At 37.6% G+C, this 24,100-nt stretch carries 24 protein-coding genes; 5 read left to right on the top strand and 19 right to left on the bottom strand.

Annotated features, from left to right (window positions below; all coding sequences use genetic code 11):
* The first annotated feature begins 694 nt into the window (after window positions 1-694).
* Complete coding sequence (gene sstT / locus LG276_RS04640; protein ID WP_224934606.1) at window positions 695-1,915, top strand: serine/threonine transporter SstT; 1,221 nt, start codon at window positions 695-697, stop codon at window positions 1,913-1,915.
* A gap of 328 nt (window positions 1,916-2,243) precedes the next feature.
* On the opposite strand, the gene LG276_RS04635 is transcribed toward sstT, so the two are convergent.
* Window positions 2,244-3,194 carry a nitronate monooxygenase family protein gene (locus LG276_RS04635; RefSeq protein ID WP_224934603.1) on the bottom strand — a complete coding sequence of 317 codons (951 nt, stop codon included), beginning with the start codon at window positions 3,192-3,194 and terminating at the stop codon, window positions 2,244-2,246.
* Window positions 3,195-3,276: 82 nt separating this feature from the next.
* Between LG276_RS04635 and LG276_RS04630 the strand changes: the two genes are divergently transcribed.
* Window positions 3,277-3,801: a gamma carbonic anhydrase family protein gene (locus tag LG276_RS04630; protein WP_224934602.1), complete on the top strand. Its 525-nt coding sequence runs from the start codon at window positions 3,277-3,279 to the stop codon at window positions 3,799-3,801.
* Between the two features lie 13 nt (window positions 3,802-3,814).
* Here the strand turns inward: LG276_RS04630 and paaX are convergent, their stop codons facing one another.
* The 13 genes from paaX to LG276_RS04565 form a co-directional block, all read right to left on the bottom strand.
* Window positions 3,815-4,699: a phenylacetic acid degradation operon negative regulatory protein PaaX gene (gene paaX / locus LG276_RS04625; protein WP_224934600.1), complete on the bottom strand. Its 885-nt coding sequence runs from the start codon at window positions 4,697-4,699 to the stop codon at window positions 3,815-3,817.
* Window positions 4,700-4,770: 71 nt separating this feature from the next.
* Window positions 4,771-5,547, bottom strand: a complete 777-nt coding sequence (locus LG276_RS04620; RefSeq protein ID WP_095370451.1) for an enoyl-CoA hydratase-related protein — start codon at window positions 5,545-5,547, stop codon at window positions 4,771-4,773.
* Between the two features lie 286 nt (window positions 5,548-5,833).
* Window positions 5,834-7,039, bottom strand: a complete 1,206-nt coding sequence (locus LG276_RS04615; RefSeq protein ID WP_224934595.1) for an acetyl-CoA C-acyltransferase — start codon at window positions 7,037-7,039, stop codon at window positions 5,834-5,836.
* Window positions 7,036-7,911, bottom strand: a complete 876-nt coding sequence (locus LG276_RS04610; protein ID WP_224934593.1) for a 3-hydroxyacyl-CoA dehydrogenase — start codon at window positions 7,909-7,911, stop codon at window positions 7,036-7,038. Before LG276_RS04610 ends, LG276_RS04615 begins: the two co-directional genes overlap by 4 nt.
* Before the next feature lie 81 nt (window positions 7,912-7,992).
* Entirely contained in the window at window positions 7,993-9,510 is a 1,518-nt protein-coding gene (locus LG276_RS04605) for an aldehyde dehydrogenase (RefSeq protein WP_224934591.1), read from the bottom strand.
* Between the two features lie 18 nt (window positions 9,511-9,528).
* Window positions 9,529-10,302, bottom strand: coding sequence for an enoyl-CoA hydratase-related protein (locus LG276_RS04600; protein ID WP_224934589.1), 774 nt, complete (start codon window positions 10,300-10,302; stop codon window positions 9,529-9,531).
* Between the two features lie 14 nt (window positions 10,303-10,316).
* Window positions 10,317-11,093, bottom strand: coding sequence for an enoyl-CoA hydratase/isomerase family protein (locus LG276_RS04595; protein WP_224934587.1), 777 nt, complete (start codon window positions 11,091-11,093; stop codon window positions 10,317-10,319).
* Window positions 11,090-11,395 (bottom strand): EthD family reductase, encoded by a 306-nt coding sequence (locus LG276_RS04590; protein WP_095370457.1) that lies wholly within the window; start codon window positions 11,393-11,395, stop codon window positions 11,090-11,092. Before LG276_RS04590 ends, LG276_RS04595 begins: the two co-directional genes overlap by 4 nt.
* A gap of 15 nt (window positions 11,396-11,410) precedes the next feature.
* A complete protein-coding gene (gene paaD, locus LG276_RS04585; RefSeq protein WP_224934585.1) occupies window positions 11,411-11,911 on the bottom strand; it encodes a 1,2-phenylacetyl-CoA epoxidase subunit PaaD in 501 nt (166 codons plus the stop codon).
* Window positions 11,912-11,942: 31 nt separating this feature from the next.
* Window positions 11,943-12,752, bottom strand: coding sequence for a 1,2-phenylacetyl-CoA epoxidase subunit PaaC (gene paaC / locus LG276_RS04580; RefSeq protein ID WP_224934583.1), 810 nt, complete (start codon window positions 12,750-12,752; stop codon window positions 11,943-11,945).
* 1 nt (window position 12,753) lies between these two features.
* Window positions 12,754-13,092 (bottom strand): 1,2-phenylacetyl-CoA epoxidase subunit PaaB, encoded by a 339-nt coding sequence (paaB, locus tag LG276_RS04575; RefSeq protein WP_095370460.1) that lies wholly within the window; start codon window positions 13,090-13,092, stop codon window positions 12,754-12,756.
* Between the two features lie 13 nt (window positions 13,093-13,105).
* Window positions 13,106-14,056 (bottom strand): 1,2-phenylacetyl-CoA epoxidase subunit PaaA, encoded by a 951-nt coding sequence (paaA, locus tag LG276_RS04570; protein WP_224934581.1) that lies wholly within the window; start codon window positions 14,054-14,056, stop codon window positions 13,106-13,108.
* A 120-nt stretch (window positions 14,057-14,176) separates the two neighbouring features.
* Window positions 14,177-15,502 carry a phenylacetate--CoA ligase family protein gene (locus LG276_RS04565; RefSeq protein ID WP_095370462.1) on the bottom strand — a complete coding sequence of 442 codons (1,326 nt, stop codon included), beginning with the start codon at window positions 15,500-15,502 and terminating at the stop codon, window positions 14,177-14,179.
* A 495-nt stretch (window positions 15,503-15,997) separates the two neighbouring features.
* Here LG276_RS04565 and LG276_RS04560 point away from each other — a divergent pair, with 495 nt between their 5' ends.
* Window positions 15,998-16,243, top strand: a complete 246-nt coding sequence (locus LG276_RS04560; RefSeq protein WP_095370463.1) for a ferredoxin — start codon at window positions 15,998-16,000, stop codon at window positions 16,241-16,243.
* Between the two features lie 348 nt (window positions 16,244-16,591).
* Here LG276_RS04560 and LG276_RS04555 read toward each other — a convergent pair whose 3' ends face one another.
* From LG276_RS04555 to LG276_RS04535, 5 genes are all read right to left on the bottom strand, one after another.
* Window positions 16,592-17,068, bottom strand: a complete 477-nt coding sequence (locus LG276_RS04555; RefSeq protein WP_251162735.1) for a hypothetical protein — start codon at window positions 17,066-17,068, stop codon at window positions 16,592-16,594.
* Window positions 17,069-17,355: 287 nt separating this feature from the next.
* Window positions 17,356-18,339 (bottom strand): ABC transporter substrate-binding protein, encoded by a 984-nt coding sequence (locus LG276_RS04550; RefSeq protein ID WP_251162736.1) that lies wholly within the window; start codon window positions 18,337-18,339, stop codon window positions 17,356-17,358.
* A 15-nt stretch (window positions 18,340-18,354) separates the two neighbouring features.
* Window positions 18,355-19,665 (bottom strand): NtaA/DmoA family FMN-dependent monooxygenase, encoded by a 1,311-nt coding sequence (locus LG276_RS04545; protein WP_251162737.1) that lies wholly within the window; start codon window positions 19,663-19,665, stop codon window positions 18,355-18,357.
* Window positions 19,666-19,904: 239 nt separating this feature from the next.
* On the bottom strand, window positions 19,905-20,810 hold the full coding sequence (locus tag LG276_RS04540; RefSeq protein WP_251162738.1) for an ABC transporter ATP-binding protein: 906 nt from the start codon (window positions 20,808-20,810) through the stop codon (window positions 19,905-19,907).
* A complete protein-coding gene (locus tag LG276_RS04535) occupies window positions 20,811-21,488 on the bottom strand; it encodes an ABC transporter permease (protein ID WP_251162839.1) in 678 nt (225 codons plus the stop codon).
* A gap of 145 nt (window positions 21,489-21,633) precedes the next feature.
* Here LG276_RS04535 and LG276_RS04530 point away from each other — a divergent pair, with 145 nt between their 5' ends.
* Window positions 21,634-22,341: a response regulator transcription factor gene (locus LG276_RS04530; protein ID WP_095370469.1), complete on the top strand. Its 708-nt coding sequence runs from the start codon at window positions 21,634-21,636 to the stop codon at window positions 22,339-22,341.
* Complete coding sequence (locus LG276_RS04525) at window positions 22,338-24,041, top strand: sensor histidine kinase KdpD (protein ID WP_251162739.1); 1,704 nt, start codon at window positions 22,338-22,340, stop codon at window positions 24,039-24,041. Before LG276_RS04530 ends, LG276_RS04525 begins: the two co-directional genes overlap by 4 nt.
* The last annotated feature ends 59 nt before the right edge of the window (window positions 24,042-24,100 follow it).

Raw genomic sequence — 24,100 nt, 5'->3', positions numbered from 1 at the left:
CTGATACCAAAAAGCAGAAAAAAAGAGACTAATCATCAGTAAGATCTGACAATTAGCCTCTAATTTCATTATCTGTATATGATTATATATAGTATTTCTCTCTAGAAAATACTATATCACTACAGAAATAATGTTATCCGCTGCCCTTGCCAGCCTCTCTGGACTGAATTAAAGGTACCAGTATTTAATTGAGTTTATTATTGCAGATAATCAAGCTGCAGTCAATAGTATTTCATTTATGAAATATTTTACAATAACATTCCATTCAATGGTATTTACCTGTGGAATATCTATACGATCAAGATGAAATAATAGAGCAGAAACTTACGTTTTTATAAACCTAGGTAAATTCAAATACCTTCGTCTCTGCTTTATAAATATATTAAATATGTAATAAAAAGGAAGACAATAATCATTAAGTTAAACGATCACAAAAAATCTCAAACTAGCGAACAGGAAGTAACATATCTTGCGAAAGCCATTTGCATTTACTATTTTTATTTTTTATCTATTAAAGAAAGAGCAACACATAGACTTTTTGAAGGAAAATCATCTATCAAAAATGAATATTTCGAAATAATTTCTTATTCCGTTAATGAACAATTCGTGATACACTTATTGAAAGATATTGTCCACGTGGACGTGACAACTGTACATTATATTAATATATTAAATTTGAATTTGGAGGATCATCATGAAAAACTTCATACGTAAATGGAGCGAAATTAGTTTAGTAAAGCGTATTCTAGCTGGTCTGATTATTGGTATTATATTAGCTTTAGTTGTTCCACAAGCTAGTTGGATTTCTATATTTGGTTCTCTATTTGTCGGTGCTTTAAAAGCTGTTGCGCCTGTATTAGTCTTATTTTTAGTTATTAACGCTATCAGCAGCCACAAAGTTGGGCAACAAACAAATATGAAGACGATCATTTTACTATATGCAATAGGTACATTCTCAGCTGGTGCTATCGCTGTTATTGCTAGCTTCATATTCCCTGTTAACCTGACACTTCAAACTGGAGCAGAAGATGTTACACCTCCAGGTGGTATCATGGAAGTATTGCAAACATTGTTATTTAATATAGTAGATAATCCAGTTAACGCATTAATGAATGCAAATTATATTGGTATTTTAGCTTGGGCAATCGTACTGGGCGTTGTTTTGAAATCGATTGCTGCAGATACAACAAAAATTGCATTAGCCAATATCTCAACAGCTATCACCACTATTGTTAAATGGGTAATTGAGTTAGCACCAATCGGTATTTTAGGTCTTGTTTTTGATGCGATTGCTACAAATGGACTTTCCGCATTAACAGAATATGGACAGCTTTTAATCTTGCTGCTTGGCTGTATGTTCTTTATTGCACTTGTAGTAAATCCATTAATCGTTTTCTTTTTCACAAGAGAAAACCCTTATCCAATGGTTTTACAAACATTAAGAGAAAGTGCGATTACTGCATTCTTCACTAGAAGCTCTGCTGCTAATATCCCTGTAAACTTAAATCTTTGTAAAAAGATGGATTTAGATGAAGATACTTATTCTATCTCTATTCCACTAGGTGCTACAATTAATATGGCAGGAGCTGCTGTGACTATCTCCGTATTAACACTAGCCGCTGCCCATACTCTAGGTATTGAAGTAGATCTATGGACAGCCATTATTTTAAGTGTCTTATCTGCTGTATCTGCTGCCGGTGCATCAGGTGTGGCTGGGGGGTCTCTATTATTAATTCCTCTAGCAGCTAGCTTGTTCGGGATTTCTAATGATGTAGCCATGCAAGTCGTTGCAGTTGGATTCATTATTGGAGTTCTACAAGACTCTTGTGAAACCGCATTGAACTCATCTTCTGATGTATTGTTTACTGCGACTGCAGAAAAGGCAAAAAAACGAAAACAAAATCACGTGGCATAAAGCATAGAGGTTGGGACATAAGTATATAGCTAATAATTTATCCGAATGATTAAGGCGTATCTAACATCTAATCATTCGGTTTTTTTCTGTGATTTGAATCCTTATATGAATAAGAATAGTGAAATGAAGCGGAAGACACTCGACTCCTGCGGGAAATAGAGGGAAAGCTGAGACCCCGCAGGCAATGCCGAGGAGGCTCAGCCCCTCCCCGCGGAAAGCGAGTGTCTGTAGTGCAATGGAACGGACTTTTTTGCAAATAATTTTTTATAAACTATAATTTGTTATTGTTCGTTTTTGAAATTAGTTCATCTAGTAATGTCGTGACTCCTTATTTAAATAACTGCTGATGAATTTCACTTACCTGCGCTTCTAAATCCTTCATCATTTGTTCAATTAAGAATTTCACAGTTGGGATTCTGTCAATAAGCCCAACAACCTGACCACCATTTATGAAGCCGTTTTCAAAATCACCCTCAATAGCGCCTAATACATGCTGTGTTTCTGATGTTTTTGCTAAATATTGTTCAACTGAATCATTTTCCTGTTCCGCTAGCACTGTTTGAGCATACGGCACAGTGATGACTCTTCTTACTTTCCCATGTGGTCTGCCCAATATCATTGTTGAAAGGTCGTCACCCTGAATGATTTTTTTCTTATAGTTTTCATGAAAAGGTGCTTCTTCTGTGGCAATAAACCTCGTTCCCATTTGGCAACCACTTGCTCCTAACATCATAGCTGCTGCTAATCCGCTCCCATCACCAATACCACCAGCTGCAACAACTGGAACATTAACAGCCTTGACGATTTGTGGAATTAACGTAAAAGTCGTAAGTTCTAAGCTTGAGTTAATTCCTGCTGCCTCAAAACCTTCCGCTACTAATATATCCGCTCCTGCTCGTTCCGCCTTCATAGCATGTTTCACTGAAGCGACAACGACAATGACTTTTATCCCCACCTCATGTAGCTTAGCTATGTATGGTGCTGGATTACCAGCTGATAGAGAAACAATCGGCACTTGCTCTTTTATAACCAATTTCATCATCCCTATCACGTCTTCTGTAACAGTCAGGGGAATATTGACGGCAAACGGTTTTGTTGTCATTTTTTTCACTGCTTTAATCTTTTCGGCTACTTCTTCAACGGATGATGTCCCACACCCGATTGTCCCTAAGCCTCCTGCTTCAGATATAGCCGCTGTTAATTGTGCAGAGCTGATATTGCCCATCCCTCCTTGAATAATGGGATATTGAATATTTAAAAGAGTTGTTAAGTATTTCATTTTTTCACCACCTGTAATAATTATGTTATAATAAATTTTAATGTATGACAATTCTAAAAAATATAAAAGTGAGGAAAAAATAATGATCATACCTTACCGAGACAAAAAACCTTCTGTAGATCAAACCGTATTTCAAGCACCAGGGTCTTATATTATTGGTGATGTAATCATTGGAAAACAATCCTCTGTTTGGTTTAATGCTGTCATTAGAGGAGATGAAGATAGAATAATCATTGGAGAACGTTGTAGTATTCAAGATAATGCAACCATTCATCTATACGAAGGTTCACCAACAATTATTGAAGATGAAGTAACAGTAGGCCATAATGCTGTTCTTCATGGTTGCCATATTGGTAAGCGCTCAATTGTAGGTATGGGATCAACCATTTTAGATGGGGCACACATTGGAGAAGAATGTATTATTGGTGCCAATACGCTTATACCAGCCAATAAAAAAATTCCGCCACGCTCCCTTGTGATCGGCTCACCCGGAAAAGTTGTACGTGCAATCGATGAGAAGGATCTGGCGTTAATACAACTTTCTATTGATAGTTATGTGCAAAAAGGCGCAGAATTTCAAGGGCAACAAGTGAAAAACGATGGCTGAAATAGCCATCGTTTTATTCTTCACTCATTAAAGGATGCTTCGACACATCATAATCAGCATCTTTTCGTTTGATATCATTATCCTTCCGAAAAATCTCTTCGAAGAATTCATTAGCAGGTTCTGCAAGTAATTTATAATATTGCGTAAATAAAAGTGCTGCATGGTTCCCATTCCACTCTACAGGAAGAAGCTCCTTCGGTAGACCTGGATCGATAAAGAGAAATTTACGGTATTCATGAACAAGTAATGTCCTTTCGACAAAACATTCTGCTTTAGTCATTTTCCCATCTTGGATCATACTTTGATGAATAATATATTGCTTACTATATGTAGAAATAAACTCTTCATACTTTGCTTGAATTTCATCTACAGGCCAACTTCTCTCCACTAATGACAGGCTATCTTGAGGCCCCTTATATTCTGAAACAAAGAAGTCAACATAAGACTCTATCTCATACTTCTTAACAAGTTGCTTGACTTCTTTTTCTAGGTTATTTGGTGAGATCCAAAAACCATTTTGAAAACTACCGAATCCACTCCAAACAAGCTCTTTTCTGAACTCATCACGAACCTGGCGTTTTTCCTCTGGAATCGAATACATAAGGAAACACCATTTACCTTTCCAACTATGCGGGTTCAGTTTAAATATCCTACCCGCAGCTTCCTCCATCCGATCTTCTCCACGCAGGGTCAAATAGTAATAGCTTTTATTCCCTTTCTTTTCAGACTGAACCCAGCCTTGCTTGTACATTCGGGACATTGCTACTCTTGTTGACTGCTCATTATGGCCAAATTCTTTCAGTAGGTGGATGAGCGTACCTATCCAAATCTTATTGCCATAATGACGCAAGTAATCTCCATATATCGTAAAGATTAAAGATTGCGTATTATTGCCCATTTCTATCACACTCTTTTTCCATTCGTACTTTATCTTTTATCTTATCTAAAAAAGACAAAGAAACGCAATAGTTATTTCCCTTGAAACACCGGTTGTCTTTTTTCACTAAATGCTTGCAGTGCCTCGACACGATCATTTGTTGGTAACGTTAGTTCATATGCCTTCGATTCAATCGCCATCCCAGTTTGAATATCTGTGTTCATCCCTTGTGAGATTGCATATTTTGCCTGGATAAGCGCAACAGGCCCGCTTTTCAACATTTGTTGTGCGAAGTTAATACAAGTCGATTGTAAAGCCTCTTTCTCTACTACTCTTGTCAAAATTCCTAATCCATATGCTTCATTAGCTGATATTTTCGCGGCTGTGAAGATTAACTCCTTCGCTTTCATCTCTCCAACCACTCTCGGTAAGCGCTGTGTACCACCTGCACCTGGAATGATGGCCCAGCTCGTTTCGGTTAAACCTAATTTAGCATCTTCTACTGCGAGAGCAAAATCACAAGCAAGAATCAGTTCGAACCCTCCACCAAAGGCATATCCGTTTATTGCAGCAATCGTTGGCATCGGTAGATTAGCAATATCATTGAACACATCACGAATTAAGCGGACATTTCTTCTTGTTTGTTGTTCATTCAATGTTTTTCTTTCTTTTAAATCTGCTCCAGCACTAAAGGCTTTATCTCCTGCCCCTGTGAAAATAACCACACGTACATCAGGATTTATTTGCATATCCGCTACCGTTTCTTGAAGCTGTTTCAGTGTAGCATAATCAAAACAATTAAGGACGTCTGGACGATTAATCGTAACCGTTGCAATATGATTCTCTAGCTTGAATAATACGTTTGTCATTGAGTTTTCCTCCTTTAAAGGATACTATTTGATAGATATGATCGCTGGATGTTTAGCCTAGTGATACCATAATTGTATGGATTGTTAATTTGGGATTTTGCCATTGCTATAATGCTCTCTTTTGTGAGGCTCTCATTTACCAAGAACGAACTTACGACGTTGCATTGATCACTTTCCTCTGATAATGGTTCTTGCCTCTTCACTTATTAAAACAAGATTTACTCCCTATTAAATGCCACAATGTCCCCTTATACATGAAGGGGACATGGCCAAACAATATCATTCTTTATTCTTCTACATTTTTCACAATAGCAGCAATTCCTTGTCCCACTCCAATACACATCGTTGCTAGTCCATATGTTTCTTTTCTACGTTTCATTTCATATATCAACGTCGTAAGAATTCTCGCACCACTTGCCCCTAATGGGTGACCGAAGGCAATCGCCCCTCCGTTGACGTTAACTTTGTCTGTATCTAATTCAAGTTGTTTCACGCATTCTATTGATTGTGATGCAAAAGCTTCGTTTAGTTCAACCAATCCAATATCAGCTGTAGATAAATGGGCACGATTTAGCGCCTTTCTTGATGCATAGATTGGGCCGAGTCCCATGACTGCTGGTTCTAGTCCGGCTGTTGCACCAGCAACATAGGATACTAATGGTTTTAGTCCTAACTCTTTTGCTTTATCCGCACTCATAATTAACAATGCACTTGCACCATCATTGACACCAGAAGCATTACCTGCAGTAATTGTTCCGCCTTCAAAAATGGGACGTAGTTTAGCTAACTTTTCTAATGAGGTATCGGGGCGTGGGTGCTCGTCCGTATCCACTACTACTTCATTTCCTTTACGATCGTGATAGACAACAGGGACGATTTCCTTTTTAAAAATATTAGCGTCCATAGCTTTTTTTGCACGTTGTTGGCTTTCGTAAGCAAATGCATCTTGATCTTCACGAGAAATATTGTAACGTTTGGCTACATTTTCAGCTGTTTGAGGCATAGAGTCTGTGCCATACATTTCATGAAGCTTTTTATTCGTAAAACGCCAACCAATCGTTGTATCGAACATTTCCATATTACCTCTTGGGTAGTCTTTACTCGGTTTAGCCATCACAAATGGTGCACGCGTCATACTCTCCGTACCACCAGCAATATAAACGTCACCTTCCCCAACGGCAATCGCACGTGCTGCATATAAAACAGCATCTAATCCGGACCCACAGAGACGGTTCAATGTTGTACCTGCAACATCAATAGGTAAACCTGCTAAAAGGGCTGACATACGACCAACGTTCCGATTGTCTTCTCCCGCTTGATTGGCATTGCCTAGGACCACCTCTTCTATTTGCTCAGCAGGTAACCCAGGGTTCCGATCGACCAATGCTTTAATGACTGTTGCACCTAAATCATCGGGACGGACATCCTTTAATGCGCCTTTATAGCGACCAATTGGTGTTCTTACTGCATCAACGATAACAACTTCTCTCATTTTACAGATGCCTCCTCTGATTTTTTCGTGTAATCATAGACGCCTTTGCCAGATTTTCTTCCCAATCTGCCAGCTTTGACGTATTGTTCTAGTAATGGAGCAGGACGGTATTTTTCACCTAATTTTTCATGTAGATACCTTAAGTTGTTTAATCTTGCATCCAAACCTACCAAATCGACTAATTCGAATGGTCCCATCGGATAATTCAGACCTAACTTAATCGCTTTATCAATATCTTCTGGCGTCCCTAATCCTTCTTGAAGCATATAAAATGCTTCATTTCCGACGAGCGCACTCATACGACTAGTTACAAATCCTGGAAACTCATTTACAACAACTGTTTCTTTACCCATTTTGCCAGCAACACCTTCAATAAAAGCAACTGTGTCATCATTCGTTTCTAATCCGCGAATGATTTCAATTAGCGGCATTTTATGTACCGGGTTGAAGAAGTGCATGGCGATTGTTTTTTCTGGGCGGTTCGTATAGGAGCCAATTTCCGTCGGGCTCATTGTTGATGTATTAGAGGCAAAACGACAATGTCCAGGTGCATATTGATCAATCGTTTCAAAAATGTCTTTTTTAATGCTCGCAATTTCTGGAACAGCCTCAATAACAAGATCCGCATCAGCCACTACTTGTTTCAAGTCTGTTGCATAGCTTAGATTCGCTTGAGCCGCGGCTGATTGTTCACCCGTAATTTTCCCACGAGAAACACCTTTTGCAAAAATACTTTCAATCTCTTTTTTTGCACTGTTCAATGCTTCTTCCTTTATATCATTCAAGACAACTTCGTATCCACCGACTGCGCTCACATAAGCAATCCCTCTGCCCATCACGCCTGATCCGACAACAACAATTTTACTCATCATGCTCTCCTCCTCTATTTCCCATTAATAAATGAAGGCGGATGCCAAGGGTAAATAGTCTTGGCATCCGCATATGTGTATTCCTTAAATGCCGAATGGGTTCAGCGGTTTGTTCCCAAAGTAAGAAATAATACTTTTTGTTTCTGTATAAAGATCCAATGTTTCAATACATAATTCACGACCGAAACCAGACTGTTTGTAACCACCAAAAGGTGTACCAGGAAAAGCAGAGAATGGGCAGTTCACCATAACAATTCCTGCTTCAATTTTGTTTGCTACTCTTGTTGCTTTTGCTCCGTCTTTTGTCCAAACAGCGGAGCCCAAACCATACACAGTATCATTCGCCAGTTTAACTGCTTCTTTTTCATCTTTGAATTTCATGATAACAACAACTGGCCCAAAGATTTCTTCTTTAACCACTTTCATCTCATGATTCACATTAGCAATCACTGTAGGCTCATACCAAAAGCCATTTTCAAACCCTTCTACTTGCGCACCTTTACCACCCGCAAGAATTTCAGCGCCTTCTTCTTTGGCAGATTGCACATAACCATCAATGACATCCCATTGGTTCTGATCGATAATGGCACCAACATGTGTCCCCTTATCAAATGGGTTACCTAATGTTAATGACTTTGTTTTTGCAACAAATTTCTCTACAAATTCATCGTAAATATCCTCATGTACATAGAGACGAGAACGCGCTTCACAAGATTGACCTGTGTTATAGTAAATTCCGTAGATTGATCCTACAACTGCTGCATCAATATCCGCATCATCGAAAACGATATTTGGTGATTTTCCACCTAGCTCTAATGTCACGCGTTTCAATGTATTTGAAGCTTTCGCCATAATATCTTTACCAATTGGTGTTGATCCTGTGAAAGCCACTTTATCCACTTTATCGTGCTCAACTAAGTAATTCCCTACATCTTTACCTGATCCAGGAACAATATTTACTACTCCTGCCGGGACACCTGCTTCGATGCAGATTTCTCCTAAAATAATCGCTGTAAGTGGTGTTAAGCTAGCTGGTTTCACAACGATTGAACATCCAACTGCAATCGCAGGAGCAACCTTCCAAGCAGCCATCATTAGAGGATAGTTCCAAGGGATGATTTGTGCACAAACCCCTACAGGTTCCTTTTCAGTATAATTGTGAAATTGTCCTGCCATTGGATTGACTGTTCCACGGTGACCAACAATCGCGCCTGCATAAAATTCAAAATCCTCAATCGCTTGCATCACTTGTCCTTGTGCTGTGCTTAATGTTTTACCCGTATCAAGCATCTCTAATTCAACGAGTTCATTAAAGCGACTACGCATAATAGCAGCGATTTTATTCATAATACGCGATCTTTTATTAACGGGAAACTTCTTCCACTTTCCGTTGTCAAATGCATCTCTTGCTGCTAAAACTGCTTTTTCTGCATCTTCTTTTGACGCTTTTGCCACCTCTGCCAATAATTCACCAGTAGCAGGGTTATAAGTTTTGATTGTTGCTCCGCCTGTGCTTTCTACTTTTTCGCCATTAATTATCAGGTGATAGTAATCTCTCTTCATTGATACTGCTTCTTTAGCTGTTTCTTGAACTGTTGCCATGTCTACCACTCCTAATCTTTATTGCCCGATATATTCAGGTTGTCTTTTCTCTATAAATGCTTGAACGCCTTCTTTTGCATCCTTTGTTAAACCAGCAACTCGTTGCCCTTCTGCTTCTTTTTCTAAATAAGCATCTAGCGGGAGATTCTCTGCCAGTGTTAAGTATCTTTTAATTAAGCCAATGGCTTTTGTAGGCATTTTTGCTAATTTAATTGCAAATTCCTCTACTTCTTTTTGCCAAGTATCTTGTGGAATGACGCGATTAATCACACCCAGCTCCAAGGCTTTCTGCGCAGGGATTTTTTCCCCTAAAACAGAAATCTCTATCGCTTTCGCTCGGCCAACTACATGGCTAAGAAAATGTAAATTACCAGAGTCCGGAATTAGACCAATATTAACAAAAGCATTGATAAAACTAGCTTTTTCTGAAGCAAGACGGAAATCACAAGCTAAAGCTAAACTAAACCCAGCGCCTGCAGCTACGCCATTCACCGCCGCAATAATAGGTTTTTCGCAAGCCATTATTGCTTTTACCATCGGTGTGTAATGATTTCTTAGTAAATCACCGTGATTCGTATCATCATTTACCTCGGCTAAATCTTGCCCGGAACAAAACGCTCTACCTTCACCAGTAATAACGATGCAGCGTACTTTTTCATCTTTAGCCGCTTGCTTTACTGCTTGTGTAATTTCGCGATTCATTTCTGCAATAAAAGCGTTCAATTTATCGGGTCGATTCAGCTTGATCCAACTGATTCCTTCATGACATTCATAATTAATTGTATTGAACATTGCCAACCTTCTTTCTATTTTCCGTGGAATTTGGGCTTTCTTTTCTCAATAAAAGCATTCATTCCTTCTTTTTGATCTTCTGAAGAGAAGAGTAGATAGAAGTTCTTTCGTTCATATTGCATGCCTTCATATAAAGAATAATCAACAGCTTTATTAACGGAATCTTTAATGAGGCGGATAGCTAGTGGCGGCTTTTCTGCAATCATTTTCGCAAACTTTAATGTTTCTTCTTCTAATAGTTCGCCAGATACAATTCTATTTACAAAGCCATGAGATTGCGCCTCTTCTACTTGAATACGTTTCGCACTCCATATCCACTCTAATGCGAGCGTGCGACCTACAAGTTTGGTTAAACGCTGTGTACCTCCAGCACCTGGCATCACACCTAGATTAACTTCGGGAAAGGAGAATTCCGTACCTTCAGCTGCAATCAATACATCACAACTTAAAGCCAGTTCAAATCCCCCTCCGAAAACAAAGCCTTGAACCGCACCGATAATCGGTTTTTTTATCACTGAAAGACGATCCCAATCTTGAAATTGGTTTAATAGCTCTAGATGAATGGGATCATCATTCGACATTTCGTCAATATCTGCGCCTGCTGAAAAAGCTCTTCCTTTTCCTTTGAGTAAGATGACTCTCACGGTATCGTCCTGATCATAACTCTCCATTACCTGAACAATTTCTTTTATCATTTGACGATTAAGGGCATTCAATTGCTTCGGACGGTTCAGCTCTATGATGCCAATATAACCCTCCACTTTTGTTTCTATAAACACGTATTCACTCATTCGTCTTCTTCACCGATAGCAAAGCTAACCAGTTTACCTGCAAACCCCATTACATCTTTCGCTGATGCTTTACCTTCAGGTGACTTCATACCATTTTTCAATGCTTCATGATTTTCATAATACATTTCACACATTAAATAAAATTTGGGCTCATCTCCTGTTGGTGTACCGACCATTTTTGTTACTTTCATTTTTTGTAATCCAGGAATTTTTTCAGTAATTGGCACGTGTACATTGTAATAATGCTCATCGAATGCTGCCTTATCTTCCGGTTGCTTGTAAAATGCGATTAATTTGACCATTGTTTATATTCCCCTTTACATTAAGTTTGATATTGGTTTCATTGCTTCAAATGGATTTTTACATGATTTACAATATAAAATACTTCTGCAGGCTGTCGGTCCAAAAATATTATCAAGCGTGACATAGGTTGATCCGCAATAGGGGCAATCCACATGCCAAGAACCGTCTTCTGTAAAATGCTTTGGAGGCGGAGCAATACCAAACGCCTTTAGTCCTTTTTGTCCTTTTTCCGTAATGCGATCTGAAGTCCATGGAGGTGCAGTTTTGAATAATACTTCTACTGCTTCTACCCCCGCTACACTTTGGATTTGTTCGACCACATTCTTCTTGATGATTTCAAGTGCTGGACACCCTAAAAAGGTTGGAAGCATCGTAATCGATACATGGGAATCATGTATTTCTACACCCTCGATCATCCCTAGGTCTACCACACTCACTGTGCTAATTTCAGGGTCCTGAACTAATTCAAGCGCTTCCATAATGTCCTTTTCAGCTACTAAAGTCGGTTGATACATCTCTATTCCTCCTCACATGTTCTAAAAAGTCTTACCAAGGAACAGAAGGATTGAGGCGATAAACCTCTGATAACGTACTTAACGCACGGTCAAGTTCCTCAGTGTGTTCCCCTAAACGTCCATTTCGATCTGGTTGCTGTATGATAGGCGATTCGATATGAAGCGCTTTCACTACTTCTTCAAGTGCTGCTTCCCATCTTTGTTTTAATACCGTTGCATCTTCAATTAAAGCAAATTCTTTAAAGCTTTGAGATGCATTACCATAAGAGAAAACATCACCAAAGTCAGCCATTACTCCTTCAATTGCTTTGTTCATACGCTCTTTAGCCTCGTCAGATGAGGATAATAATTGCGTAAACCATGTTCTCCAGTGTATATGATGGTAAAACAATTCCATGCTAACTTTTGTGGCTACTTCAGCCAGTGGCTGATAGGTGGTTTTTTTCAATGAATCTATTTTTACTTTTTTCGCTAGCGTATAGAAATAATTGCGAACAACTGCATATGCCCAATCATATCTTGGTGTTTCCATATAGTAGCCTGCACCATTTTCGCGTTCTACTAATATACTATTCTTTCTTTCCTTCGCCGATCGTCCATGTGCTAGATCATCTATCTTTCCATACCCCAGCTCTTCTAGTAAACCGAAATACATTTTCGCATGACCCATCGTATCTTGACTGATGGAAGATGAAGCAACATCTTCTTCAATATGAGGCGCCAATCCTAGCCATTCTGAACCGCGGTAAGAGAGGAGAAAGTCATCATCAGCAAGCTGAAATAAAAGCTCAGCAAGTGCTTCTTTATGGGCTGGTGTCATTTCTACTGCATTCGTGCTCATCTTACTTCTCCCCCCATGATAGAATCTCTTTTTCATCTAACATTTGTTGCTCGTAATGGCGCCATTTTTTCTTTAAGTAGCCATACCCTTTTGTTGTTCTGTATTCCTTATTATCTAACCGGTTCAACATCTGCTTTTCTTCATAATTTAAACCACGAATTTCTTTACGATTAACCACCCAAATATCTGCTACAGGTTCACGGCGTAAAAAGTTCTCCTGGGCCATAACCATAGCCATTTCAGCGTTAGGGGCAAGCAAGCTAAATTGATGTTGAAAAGCTGCTTTTGATGTCTTCTTACTAAATACTTCGAATTCTTGAAAAAATTCATTACTACCCATCTGACTTCCTCCTTTAGCTAATCTGACCTAATGCTTCTCGCACCCAAGCATTATTTTCGTAAGATACGCGGCGAAGATTTAAGCGTTCCTGAGATTTAGGACCATTATTTTTCATTATTTCTTTTAATTTCGACCAATCAGGTTGTTGATAGATCCATTCTTGCTTCTCTTCATCAAAACGAATGGTTGGATCAGGAATCTCTAAACCAAGAGATAGAATTCTAGGTACATATTTTGTAAGGAACGCTTGACGCAATTCTTCATTTGTCTTTGGTCTGATTTTATATTTGATGGTAATATCTTGTTTTGACTTGCCTACTTGGGAACTTGGGGGTCCGAAGAATAACAGAAGTGACTCCCACCATCTTGTCACAGCATCTTGCACCATTTCTCTTTGTTCCTCTGTTCCCTCTGCTAATGCCATGATAATCGATTCACCGTGTTGAGCGTGGAAGACTTCTTCCGCACAAATACGATGCAATGCTCTTGAATAGGGTGCATACGAACTGTTAAGCATATTGGTCTGTGTAATGATAGCCGCACCATCTACTAACCAACCAATTAAACCTGCATCTCCCCAACTCGGTGCCGGCATATGAAATACATTGTGAAATTTCAATTTTCCTGTAAAAAGATCCTGCATAATGCCATCTCGTGTTTTGCCAGTAGGCTTAAGTAAGTCTTCAGCGACACGCAATAGTAATTGGCCATGCCCCATTTCATCTTGTACCTTTGCCATGATGCCGAGTTTTCTTTGTATAGACGGGGCTTTAGGTACCCATTCTTTCTCTGGAAGCGCTCCCATAATCTCACTGATTCCATGCATGGAAATCAATTTAATTAATGCATTGCGATAATCTTCAGGCATCCAATCATCAGCTTCGATTTGTTCACCGCGATTGATCCGTTCCATAAACTGTTCATACTTTTGTTCTTCTGTCTCCGCTACAACTGAACTACTCATCTACCTTCCCTCTCTTCTTTAATTTATTTTCCATTTTATATAACGTTTATATAACGATATTATATATTATAGTTATGTTATAAAGCAAATTTATTTTTCTGATTATTCATTTTAATTTTTTCACAAGATGACTTCGACTTGTCGCTTATCAACGATTCTAACAGCTTTTCCTTCTGATCTTGGAATACTCCTTGGTGGATGTACTTTAACTTTCATCGAAACTAGACAGTTATTTTTCATGGAATGCTGGACTTTTTTCATTAAACCTAAAGTATATCCCTCTAAATCGACACCGTTCGATTTTTGATACATAACTTCATCCATTTCTACATGAAGTTCTACACTATCCAGTACACCATCATTCAATAAATGTACTTGATAGATAGGTGCCAATTCTTCTATTTGTAATAAATAATGCTCGATTTCAGAAGGGAATACATTTACACCCCGAATAATCATCATGTCATCGATTCGCCCTTTAATTCGTGACATTTTTTTCGTTGTTCTACCACAGGAACAAGTACCTGATTTTACTGAAGCTAAGTCTCCTGTACGATAACGAATAATCGGGAACGCTTCCTTCGTTAAACTAGTAAAAACAAGTTCGCCGATTTCTCCTTCAGCTACTGGTTCTAACGTATCCGGATCGATTACTTCTACCAAGAAATGATCGTCAGCAATATGCAGACCTTGTTGTTCTTCATGACATTCCATCGCTACACCTGGTCCCATCACTTCACTTAATCCGTAAATATCACTTGCCTTTATACCGAACAACTCTTGAAGTTTTTTACGCATACCTTCTGTCCATGGTTCTGCACCAAAAATGCCATATTTTAAGGAACTCTTAGCTGGATCTTTGCCTTGCGCTTTCATTTCTTCTGCAATTTTTAAAATATAAGAAGGGGTACCTGCAATCACTGTCGGTTTGAAATCCTCAATAATCATTATTTGGCGATCGGTATTGCCACCAGATACCGGAACTGTCGCCATTCCTAATCTTTCTGCACCAAAATGAATCCCTAATCCCCCAGTAAATAGCCCATAACCATAGGCATTTTGGAAAATGCCATCCGGTTCACCACCAGCTAAGGCAATCGCACGAGCAGCTAAATCTGCCCAGTTATCAACATCATTTTGAGTATAACCAACAACCGTTGGTTTCCCACTTGTACCAGATGAAGCATGTACGCGAAGGACATCCTTCATCTCTACCGCAAACAAGCCGTAAGGGTAGTTATCTCTTAAATCGGATTTTTTCGTAAAAGGAAGTTTACTTAAATCATCAAGGGTTTGGATATCATTCGGAGTAATATTTAATTCTTGAAACTTATTTTGATAGAAAGGGACATGTTCAAATACTCGATTCACAGTTTTCTTTAATCCTTCTAACTGTAGCGCTTCCATTTCAGACTTACTAAAGGTTTCAGCTTTGTGTAGAATCATCTTTTTATCTCCTTATTGGTTATTGTGGCTTTTTCCTTTTGATAGCTACTCGTATAAGTACATTATTTTAATCGTTGAAACACCTCAATTTAACAGTGTTGTTATGTGGAGATTGTGTAAGTATTTTTGTAAAAAAGCTTTTGAGCACTAGCCTTCTATAGAAAAAGCCCGTTTTTAAAACGCTTTCATTTAAAAAACATATATAAATATAACCTTTTACAAGTTTCCAACCGTAAAAAAGTTATATTTATTTTCACTTAAATTATCACATAATTTTTTAAATGTAAATAAAAATCAGATATTTTAAAATAGAGTTAATATAATTAAAATAAGTTAAAAACATTGGTAATTAAGGTTATAACCGTAAATTATTTATTTCTAAAATATTTGACAAATCATAATTATCCAATTATCATTCCGTATATAACATTATTTAGTTAACCGTATTTTTTTAGTTATAACATTAGTATCTAAACTTTTATTGGAGGTTATATCATGGCCAAATATACGATTGTAGACAAAGAAACTTGTATTGCTTGTGGCGCTTGCGGTGCTTCAGCTCCAGATGTGTATGATTATGATGACGAAGGAATCTCTTTTGTCATTCTCGATGATAACCAAGGAAATGAACCAATACCGGAAGATCTCCTCTTTGACGTTGAAGACGCCATCGATGGATGTCCAACAGATTCGATCAAATTGAGTGATACACCATTTAACGGTGTGCCCGTTGAATCATAAAGAATTAATTCCTTGGGCACTTTGCGTACTCGGGTTTTATTCTTGTAAATAGTTCGCTCACTTCGTAATACATAAACCTTGCTTATATTCCTTTAGGTCTCATTTAAATGGCGAATTATTTCTTGTTAGATATAGAATAATGTCTGTTTCGTCGCTTATCCTTTATGAATTTTTTTTAAAGAGCAACGAACTTTACAATTGCAACGATTGATAATCCAAATAATTATAACTATAGCAAAATAAGGAATAACAAATTAATATCATTATATAATTTTTCTATAGTAAGAAACTATTAATTACGGGCTTCCTTTCTTTATTTCGAACTTGCTCCAAAGATAAAAATTATACTCAGATTACCTTTTGCGCGGCGGACATCTCCGGGTTTCTTTCTGAATGACTTGCTAACATCTTTTGCGAGGCGCTCATCCCAGGGTTTCTTGCTGAGTAACTTGCTAACATCTTTTGCGAAGCGCTCATCTCCGGCTTTCTTACTGAGTGATTTGCTAACACTTTTTGCGAAGCGCTCATTCCCGGCTTCCTTTCTGAGTGACTTGCTAACATCTTTTGCGCGGCGCTCATCTCCGGGTTTCTTGCTGAGTGACCTGCAAACATCTTTTGCGAAGCGCTCATTCCCGGCTTCCTTTCTGAGTGACTTGCTAACATCTTTTGCGAAGCGCTCATCCCAGGGTTTCTTGCTGAGTGACTTACTAACATCTTTTGCGAAGCGCTCATCCCAGGGTTTCTTGCTGAGTGACTTGCTAACATCTTTTGCGAGGCTCTCATCCCAGGGTTTCTTGCTGAGTGACTTGCTAACATCTTTTGCAAAGCGCTCATCTCCGGCTTTCTTTCTGAATGACTTGCTAACACGCCTTCTTTTTAGAAAATGATTAAATACTGCGAGGACAAATGAGACCACCCAATATTTTGGGTGGTCTCGAAATTCTATATAGAAAAAGGTGATCTAGTCAATTATTGTCCATAATGGATATATAGCTCAGCACGTCGGAAAGGGGGTCCATAGGCGAGAGCGAAAAAATATGGATGGTGTGTATATGGGACAATAACTGCTAGAGTACTATCATCTTTTGATGATATTCCTTAATCCTGCGATATTATTTAGATAAATCTTCTTGTAATGCTTTTAAAAATTCAACACGGCTATTTGCAGGGCCGCCTTCTAATAGTGGATCAATTGTATTTACATATACTTGATCTTCTTTAAATGCCGTAATGTTTTTCACAATTGGATCGTTTTGTAATTCTTCTAGAGCGTTTTTCGCCTCGGCATTTTCACTTTCAGCAAATTGGATGAATAGGTGGTCTGGATTCATATCTGCTAACTGTTCCATTGAAAGTTGAGCTTGGTTCTCTGCTGCTTCAATCTCTGCTGGCACTTCTAATCCTAATTCACTATATAAAACAGGATTGACGAATACATCTTGTGGATATACAAATACTTGACCTGCGCGAATACGTACAGCTGCTACTTTTTTACCTTCTAATTCACCAGCAATAGATGCTTTTGCAGTTTCTACATCTTCTTTATATGCATTTAATACTTCTTCTGCTTTATCTTCTTTTCCAGAAATCTCACCCATTAACTTTAAGTTTGCTTCCCAATCAGTAGAGATATGAGAAACAGGAATGGTCGTAGCAATTTTCTCTAATTTCTCTGTTACATCTGCAGGGAATTTAGATGTTGCTAAAATAACATCTGGTTGTAACTCAAGCACTTTTTCAAAGTTCGGTTGTCTTTTTTCACCGATAGATTCAGCTTTATCTGTGATAGAAGTATAAATTTCAGGAAATTCTCCTCCAACTGAAATCGCACCCACTGGATGTACATCTAATGCTAACGCATCTTCCATTGCTTCCATGGCACCAGTAATTACGATTCGCTCTGCATTAGCAGGGATTTCGTATGATTTACCTAAGTACTCAATGGTTTTTGTACCATCTTCACTGTTTTCTTCGGTTTTTGCATCATCTTCCTCTTTGTTCGAAGCATTTGACTCTTCACTACTACCTCCACCACAAGCGGCTAATACTAACATGATGAACATCATTAAACTAGCTAACATCCACTTTCTATTCACTATTATTCTCTCCTTCTAGTTCTTCTTCTTTGTTAGATTTGTTATAAATGTATTACTTTCATACTCTTCTCTGAACAATCCTTTTTCTACAAGTAATGGTAGCAGCTTATCGAAAAATAGTTGTAGTGACCTTATTGAACCACCTGGTAAAGCAATAAAACCATCCATTGCTCCTTTATCCAGCCAGTATTCAATCTGCTGTGCAGCCTCCTCGACTGTGCCGATGATTATCCAATGAGCCGAACTGATAACCTCTGGCCTTGATAGTAATTGCTGAACTGTTGGTTCATTTTTGATAATATAATCTTTTAACAGTTCTGCATGTGTTTTGCTATACACTTGTTGATTATTATGCGGTATGTGTGCTGCAGTTACTTTGTCTTCTTTAGCAAATCCACTCAAATCCAAGCCAAGTATACGCCGAACCATTGCCAATTGTTGCTCCTGACTTAGATGTGCAAAAGCATCACGATAAAGCGCTTTTGCTTTAGCAGTTGTATTTCCTAAGAAAAGTGATAATCCTGGTAATACAACAATCTCATCAGCTTTTCTACCTTTTGACTTTGCACGATTGCGCAAATCTTGACGATAACTTATCGCTGATTCGATTGAAGGTGTGGCAGCAAAAATTCCTGATGCTACACCAGAAGCAAACTCACGCCCAGCATCAGAAGCACCTGCTTGAAATAATGGTAATTCTCCAGCAAGGTGAGCAGGTAAATTCAGTGGTCCACTCACATCATAAAAATCACCTTTATAATCAATTGGATGAATTTTATCCTTATCAGCAAATATTCCTTCATCCCGATCAACTAATAAAGCTTCAGCAGGGTAGCTCCTCCACAACTTACGAATAACATCTACGCTCTCTTTCGCACGATTATATCTTTCCTCTGAAGAAGGCATGTTCTTATGGCCAAAATTATCTCCACCTTCAATGGAAGTGACAATGTTCCACCCTGCTCTTCCTTCACTTAATCGATGAAGTGTCTGTAATTGCCTTGCAATCACGTATGGTGGGTTAAAAGTAGTCGAAACAGTTGTGACTAATCCAATCTGACTTGTGTGCTCTGCCAGCATCGTCATCAACAATGTCGGATCTAATCCTCCCATCGCTGGTGAAACATTGACTCTTTCTGGATGCAAAAATAATGCATCTGGTTTGAATACAAAGTCCAACTTTGCTTCTTCTGCTTTTTTCGTCAGATCTATGTAAAAATCAGCAGAAAATATACGTTCTGCACTACTATCTTTTTTGCGCCAACCCCAGCCATTTAACCAAGTAGGTGATAATGATAAACCTATACAAAGGTGCTTCTCACTCATTACTATTCAACCTTCCCTGCAGTTGCTGCTACTAACATTCTCATATAAAAAAACGATTTTCATTCAGAGATTTAGTTTGATAATGAGAATCATTTTCATTATAGGATGGAATGAAAAAAAAATCTAGTGTTATTTTGAAATTATTTGTTAATTTTTTCTTTAGCTCAAATGTAAAAAATAAAAGGTAGCCTAACCAAGAATGGTTTTATAGGCTACCTTTATGATACTTAAAATCTGGTCTATCCTTCTAAGAATACTTCCTCAAGGCTAGGCTCATCTACCTCAATACGAAAAATATCAATTTTATATTGGTTAAAAGCTCTTACAATTTGAGCAATTTGTTCCTCCTTTTCTAAAGTTATTATTGTTTTCTCATCTTCTCGTTGTATCTCTTCACTCATATTATTTAACCATTGGATGACCGTATGTTCTTGATCTTGCGGAAAAATTGAATGTTTCATTGTCACAATCAGCTTCGACCGGTAATACGCTTTAAGTTCAGCAATTGTACCAAGTTTCTGTAGCTTGCCATCTTTCATAATTCCAATTCTGTTACAGAGCTTTTCAACTTCATATAAATTATGCGAAGTTAAAAATATCGTTTTCCCCATTTCCTTTAACTTAATGATTAATTGTTGAATTTCTATCGCAGATTCAACATCTAATCCCGAGGTTGGTTCGTCTAAAAATAATACTTCCGGATCATGAATAATCGCTTGAGCTAACCCTAGTTTTTTCTTCATCCCAAATGAGTATTTACCCACTCTTTTATTCGCATCTATACCAAGTCCAACCCATTTTAAGACACGTAAACATTCTGCAGTCGTCACTTTTTTTCCAGAAATATTGGCAAAATATTTTAAATGAGCAATTGCATTCATATGATGATAGAATGCCGTATAGTCAGGCAATACTCCGATTCTTTTTTTCACTTCTTCATTTGGTACCTTTTCTCCTAGAATACTAAATGAGCCAGAAGTTGGTCGAAGAATACCTGTTAATATATTTATAAAAGTAGATTTTCCTGCCCCATTTCTACCAAGAAAACCGAAAACCTCTCCTTCTTCTACTTTTAAGTTTATCCCTTTTACAATATCGACTTTACCAAAGCGCTTTACTATATCTCTCGTTTCTATCACATTCATTTAACAATCCGTCCTTTTAAAAATAAAATAAGTCATACTATACATAACAGCAGCTTGTAAAAAAACGATAAGAAACTTAAAATCTTCGTCTTGCATATAGAATAGCGGCATCAAATATTTTAGATAGCTATACCATGCTGTAGATTCTAATATAACCATTTGAAAGATTGAAAAGGCCATCCCAAAAATCACACCAATAAACATTGTATATTGTGGACTCTTAATGACACTTGATAACAATAATGTAATTACGACAAGGTAAGTTAATAAACTTACTGTTTCCAAAAATAATCGCCCATCAAATGACTTAGAATAAAACAACGTTATTACATAACAGACAGTAAAACAGACAAACCAAAAAATCCATACTCCTAAAAATTTACCAAACAGAATATTTGCTTTGGATGTCTTCGTGACAAGAAAGCGCATCGTACGCTCACTCAATTCTCGATTTAAGACATCATGTGATAATGACATCACGAATAATGGACCAAAAAGTAGCAAGATTATTAGTAGACCACCCGCATACCAACTTGAAGTTTGTTCTAACTCCAGAATTGGTACTAATTGCTCCGTATGCTTTGCAAAATAATAAGAACTGACTAAAAGAACAACAATCATAATAATCGATTTCACACTTTTGAATAATTGAAAGAATTCCTTCTTTGTAATTGCCATCAATGTTATTCCCTCCTTACGAACTACTATAATAGACTCACCTTACCTAATGAGTAACATCACCTTAATTCTACCTTAAATTTCCACAATCGCCTCTTAAAAATGATATGATATATGCGGAATACTAGCTAGGGGATGATAGAAATTGTATGATAGCAGACTATTAATAGTAGACGATGAACAGTCAATCTGTACGATGTTAGTGACGATTTTAAAAAAAGAAGGCTTTAACCATATACATACGACTGGCACAGCAGAAGATGCTTTATCATTATGTGAAAATAACGAGTATGATTTAATCCTTTTAGATGTGATGCTTCCATGTAAAAGTGGTTTTGACATCTGTCCAAGTATACGTGCGATCACTAATGCACCCATTTTTTTTCTAACGGCGAGAGCATCCGATCTAGATAAGTTATCGGGTTTTGCCTTAGGCGCTGATGATTATATTACTAAGCCCTTTAATCCACTTGAAGTCGTGGCACGGATACTTGCCCATTTACGTAGACAACAAACTCATTTACCATCAAAAAAATTAAAGCAATTCAACTTTGGCTCCCTTGAGATCAACATTCATTCAGGTGAAGTATATAAGAACAAGACAAAAATCGATCTCTCAGCTCAATTATTCCAATTACTCGTTTTCTTATGTAAGCACCCTAATCAACTATTCAGTAAAGGACAGCTTTATGAGCAAGTTTGGGGGGAGCCTTACTTAGGAGAAGATAATACGGTAATGGTTCATATTCGAAAGTTAAGAGAGAAAATCGAAGATAATCCTAGTGATCCAAAATGGATTGTGACTGTACGAGGGCTTGGCTATAAGTTTGTTAGTAGGGATACCCCAAAATGAGTATTCATCGACGTTTTATTACTCAATTTCTTTTGCAGTTGTTTTTTTATTTTATCTTCATTTCTTTTATTCTTTTAACCTTTACTGTTTTCTTTGGTTATCATTTATCAAAGGCGGAGATTGAAGGGAATGTTGGTAAAGCTGACGAACTATTTTTAGAGGATCAAATACAACTAAACAATGGGCATGTCACCATCCAATCAGAGTTAAAAGAGCTAGTAAAAAAGCAATCTGGATGGTTATTAATTTTTGATAATAAAGGGCAGCTAATAAAGCATTTATACTCGCCTAAAGAGTTAGAAATGAACTTCTCAGCATTGATAGATCATAAGGAGGATTACGATCGATATTATAGTTGGCAGTTATATAATGATAGTGAACAGCCACTCATTGTCATGTTTGGGCAAAGAAATGAAGCTGAGAAGCTCATTGATGAAATCGCCTCACATATGAACTGGACAACAGATGAATTGCAATTACCAAGGGATCTTCAACATGAAGTAATGAGTGTAGATGGATCCGTGTTTTTATCTACACTGGATGGGACAGTCTTGAATACCTTCAACAATGAGCAGAGACTGTCTATTAAAGAACTTTATCAATTAGGTAACAATAATAGCTTTTTGACAAAGAGTATTTCCAATCAGGAATCTAATAAGACACTCATTGTCTCTGTCCCTAATCCGATAAAAGAGGATGTTGAAGCAACAACGTTTATATATCAATTAAAATATCCACTGATCGCTCTCCTAATCGCTTTATTACTCACTTTTATTATTAGTGGATTTTTATATTCGCGTAAGTTCGCATCACCTGTAACGACAGTGATCCAATGGATTGAAAATTTAGGGAATAAACAATATACGTCTCCTACAAATATTAGACATCAACAAAAGCTCTATAATAAGTCTGGAGTTATTAAGCATAAATATAGACTTTATAAAGAAGTAATGGAAACACTCTCTGCTGTAACCATCCAACTAGAAGAAAATGAAAAAATGCGAAAAAAACAAGCTAAAACAAGAGAAGACTGGATTAGTGGCTTATCACATGACTTGAAAACACCGCTTTCTTCTATTGTAGGTTACACAAAAATGTTAAATTCCGATCAATATCAATGGAGCCTAGATGAAAAAAAACATTTCATTGACACAATCGATGAGAAATCCCATTACATGATGGAGCTTATCGAAGACCTAACTTTAACTTATCGTTTACAGAATAACAGTTTACCTATTATAGAAGAATCAATAGAATTGAACGAAACGATACGTAGGACAATTATTCAGACAATGAATATGCAAGATGAGTATGCCTATACTTTTGATCTGCAATCAGAAACAAAGCAATTGATTATTTCTCTCGATCCTAAATGGTTCCAAAGAATTTTAGATAATCTCATTATGAATGCTGTGAAATACAACCCAAAAGGAACGACTATAACGATTACGACGCAGACGTTAGAAGAGAGATTGGTCATCATTACCATTGAGGATAATGGAATTGGTATGGACGATGAAACATTAGATAACTTGTTTGATCGCTACTATCGTGGGACAAATACGACTGATTCTTCTACTGGTACCGGATTAGGAATGGCAATCACTAAACAACTCGTCAAACTTCATGGAGGGTCAATTAAAGTACACAGTGATGTCGGTATGGGGACAAAAGTGAGGATTATCCTTCCCATTAATTAAGACACAACAAATTTCTTAGTGGATATGAATACTTCATTATATCCACTGCTTTTCTTTTT

The organism is Cytobacillus kochii (genome assembly GCF_044790165.1).
Classification (GTDB): Bacteria; Bacillota; Bacilli; order Bacillales; family Cytobacillaceae; genus Cytobacillus; species Cytobacillus kochii.
Note: the sequence above shows the minus strand (reverse complement) of the source record. Positions and strands in the feature narration are given on the sequence as shown.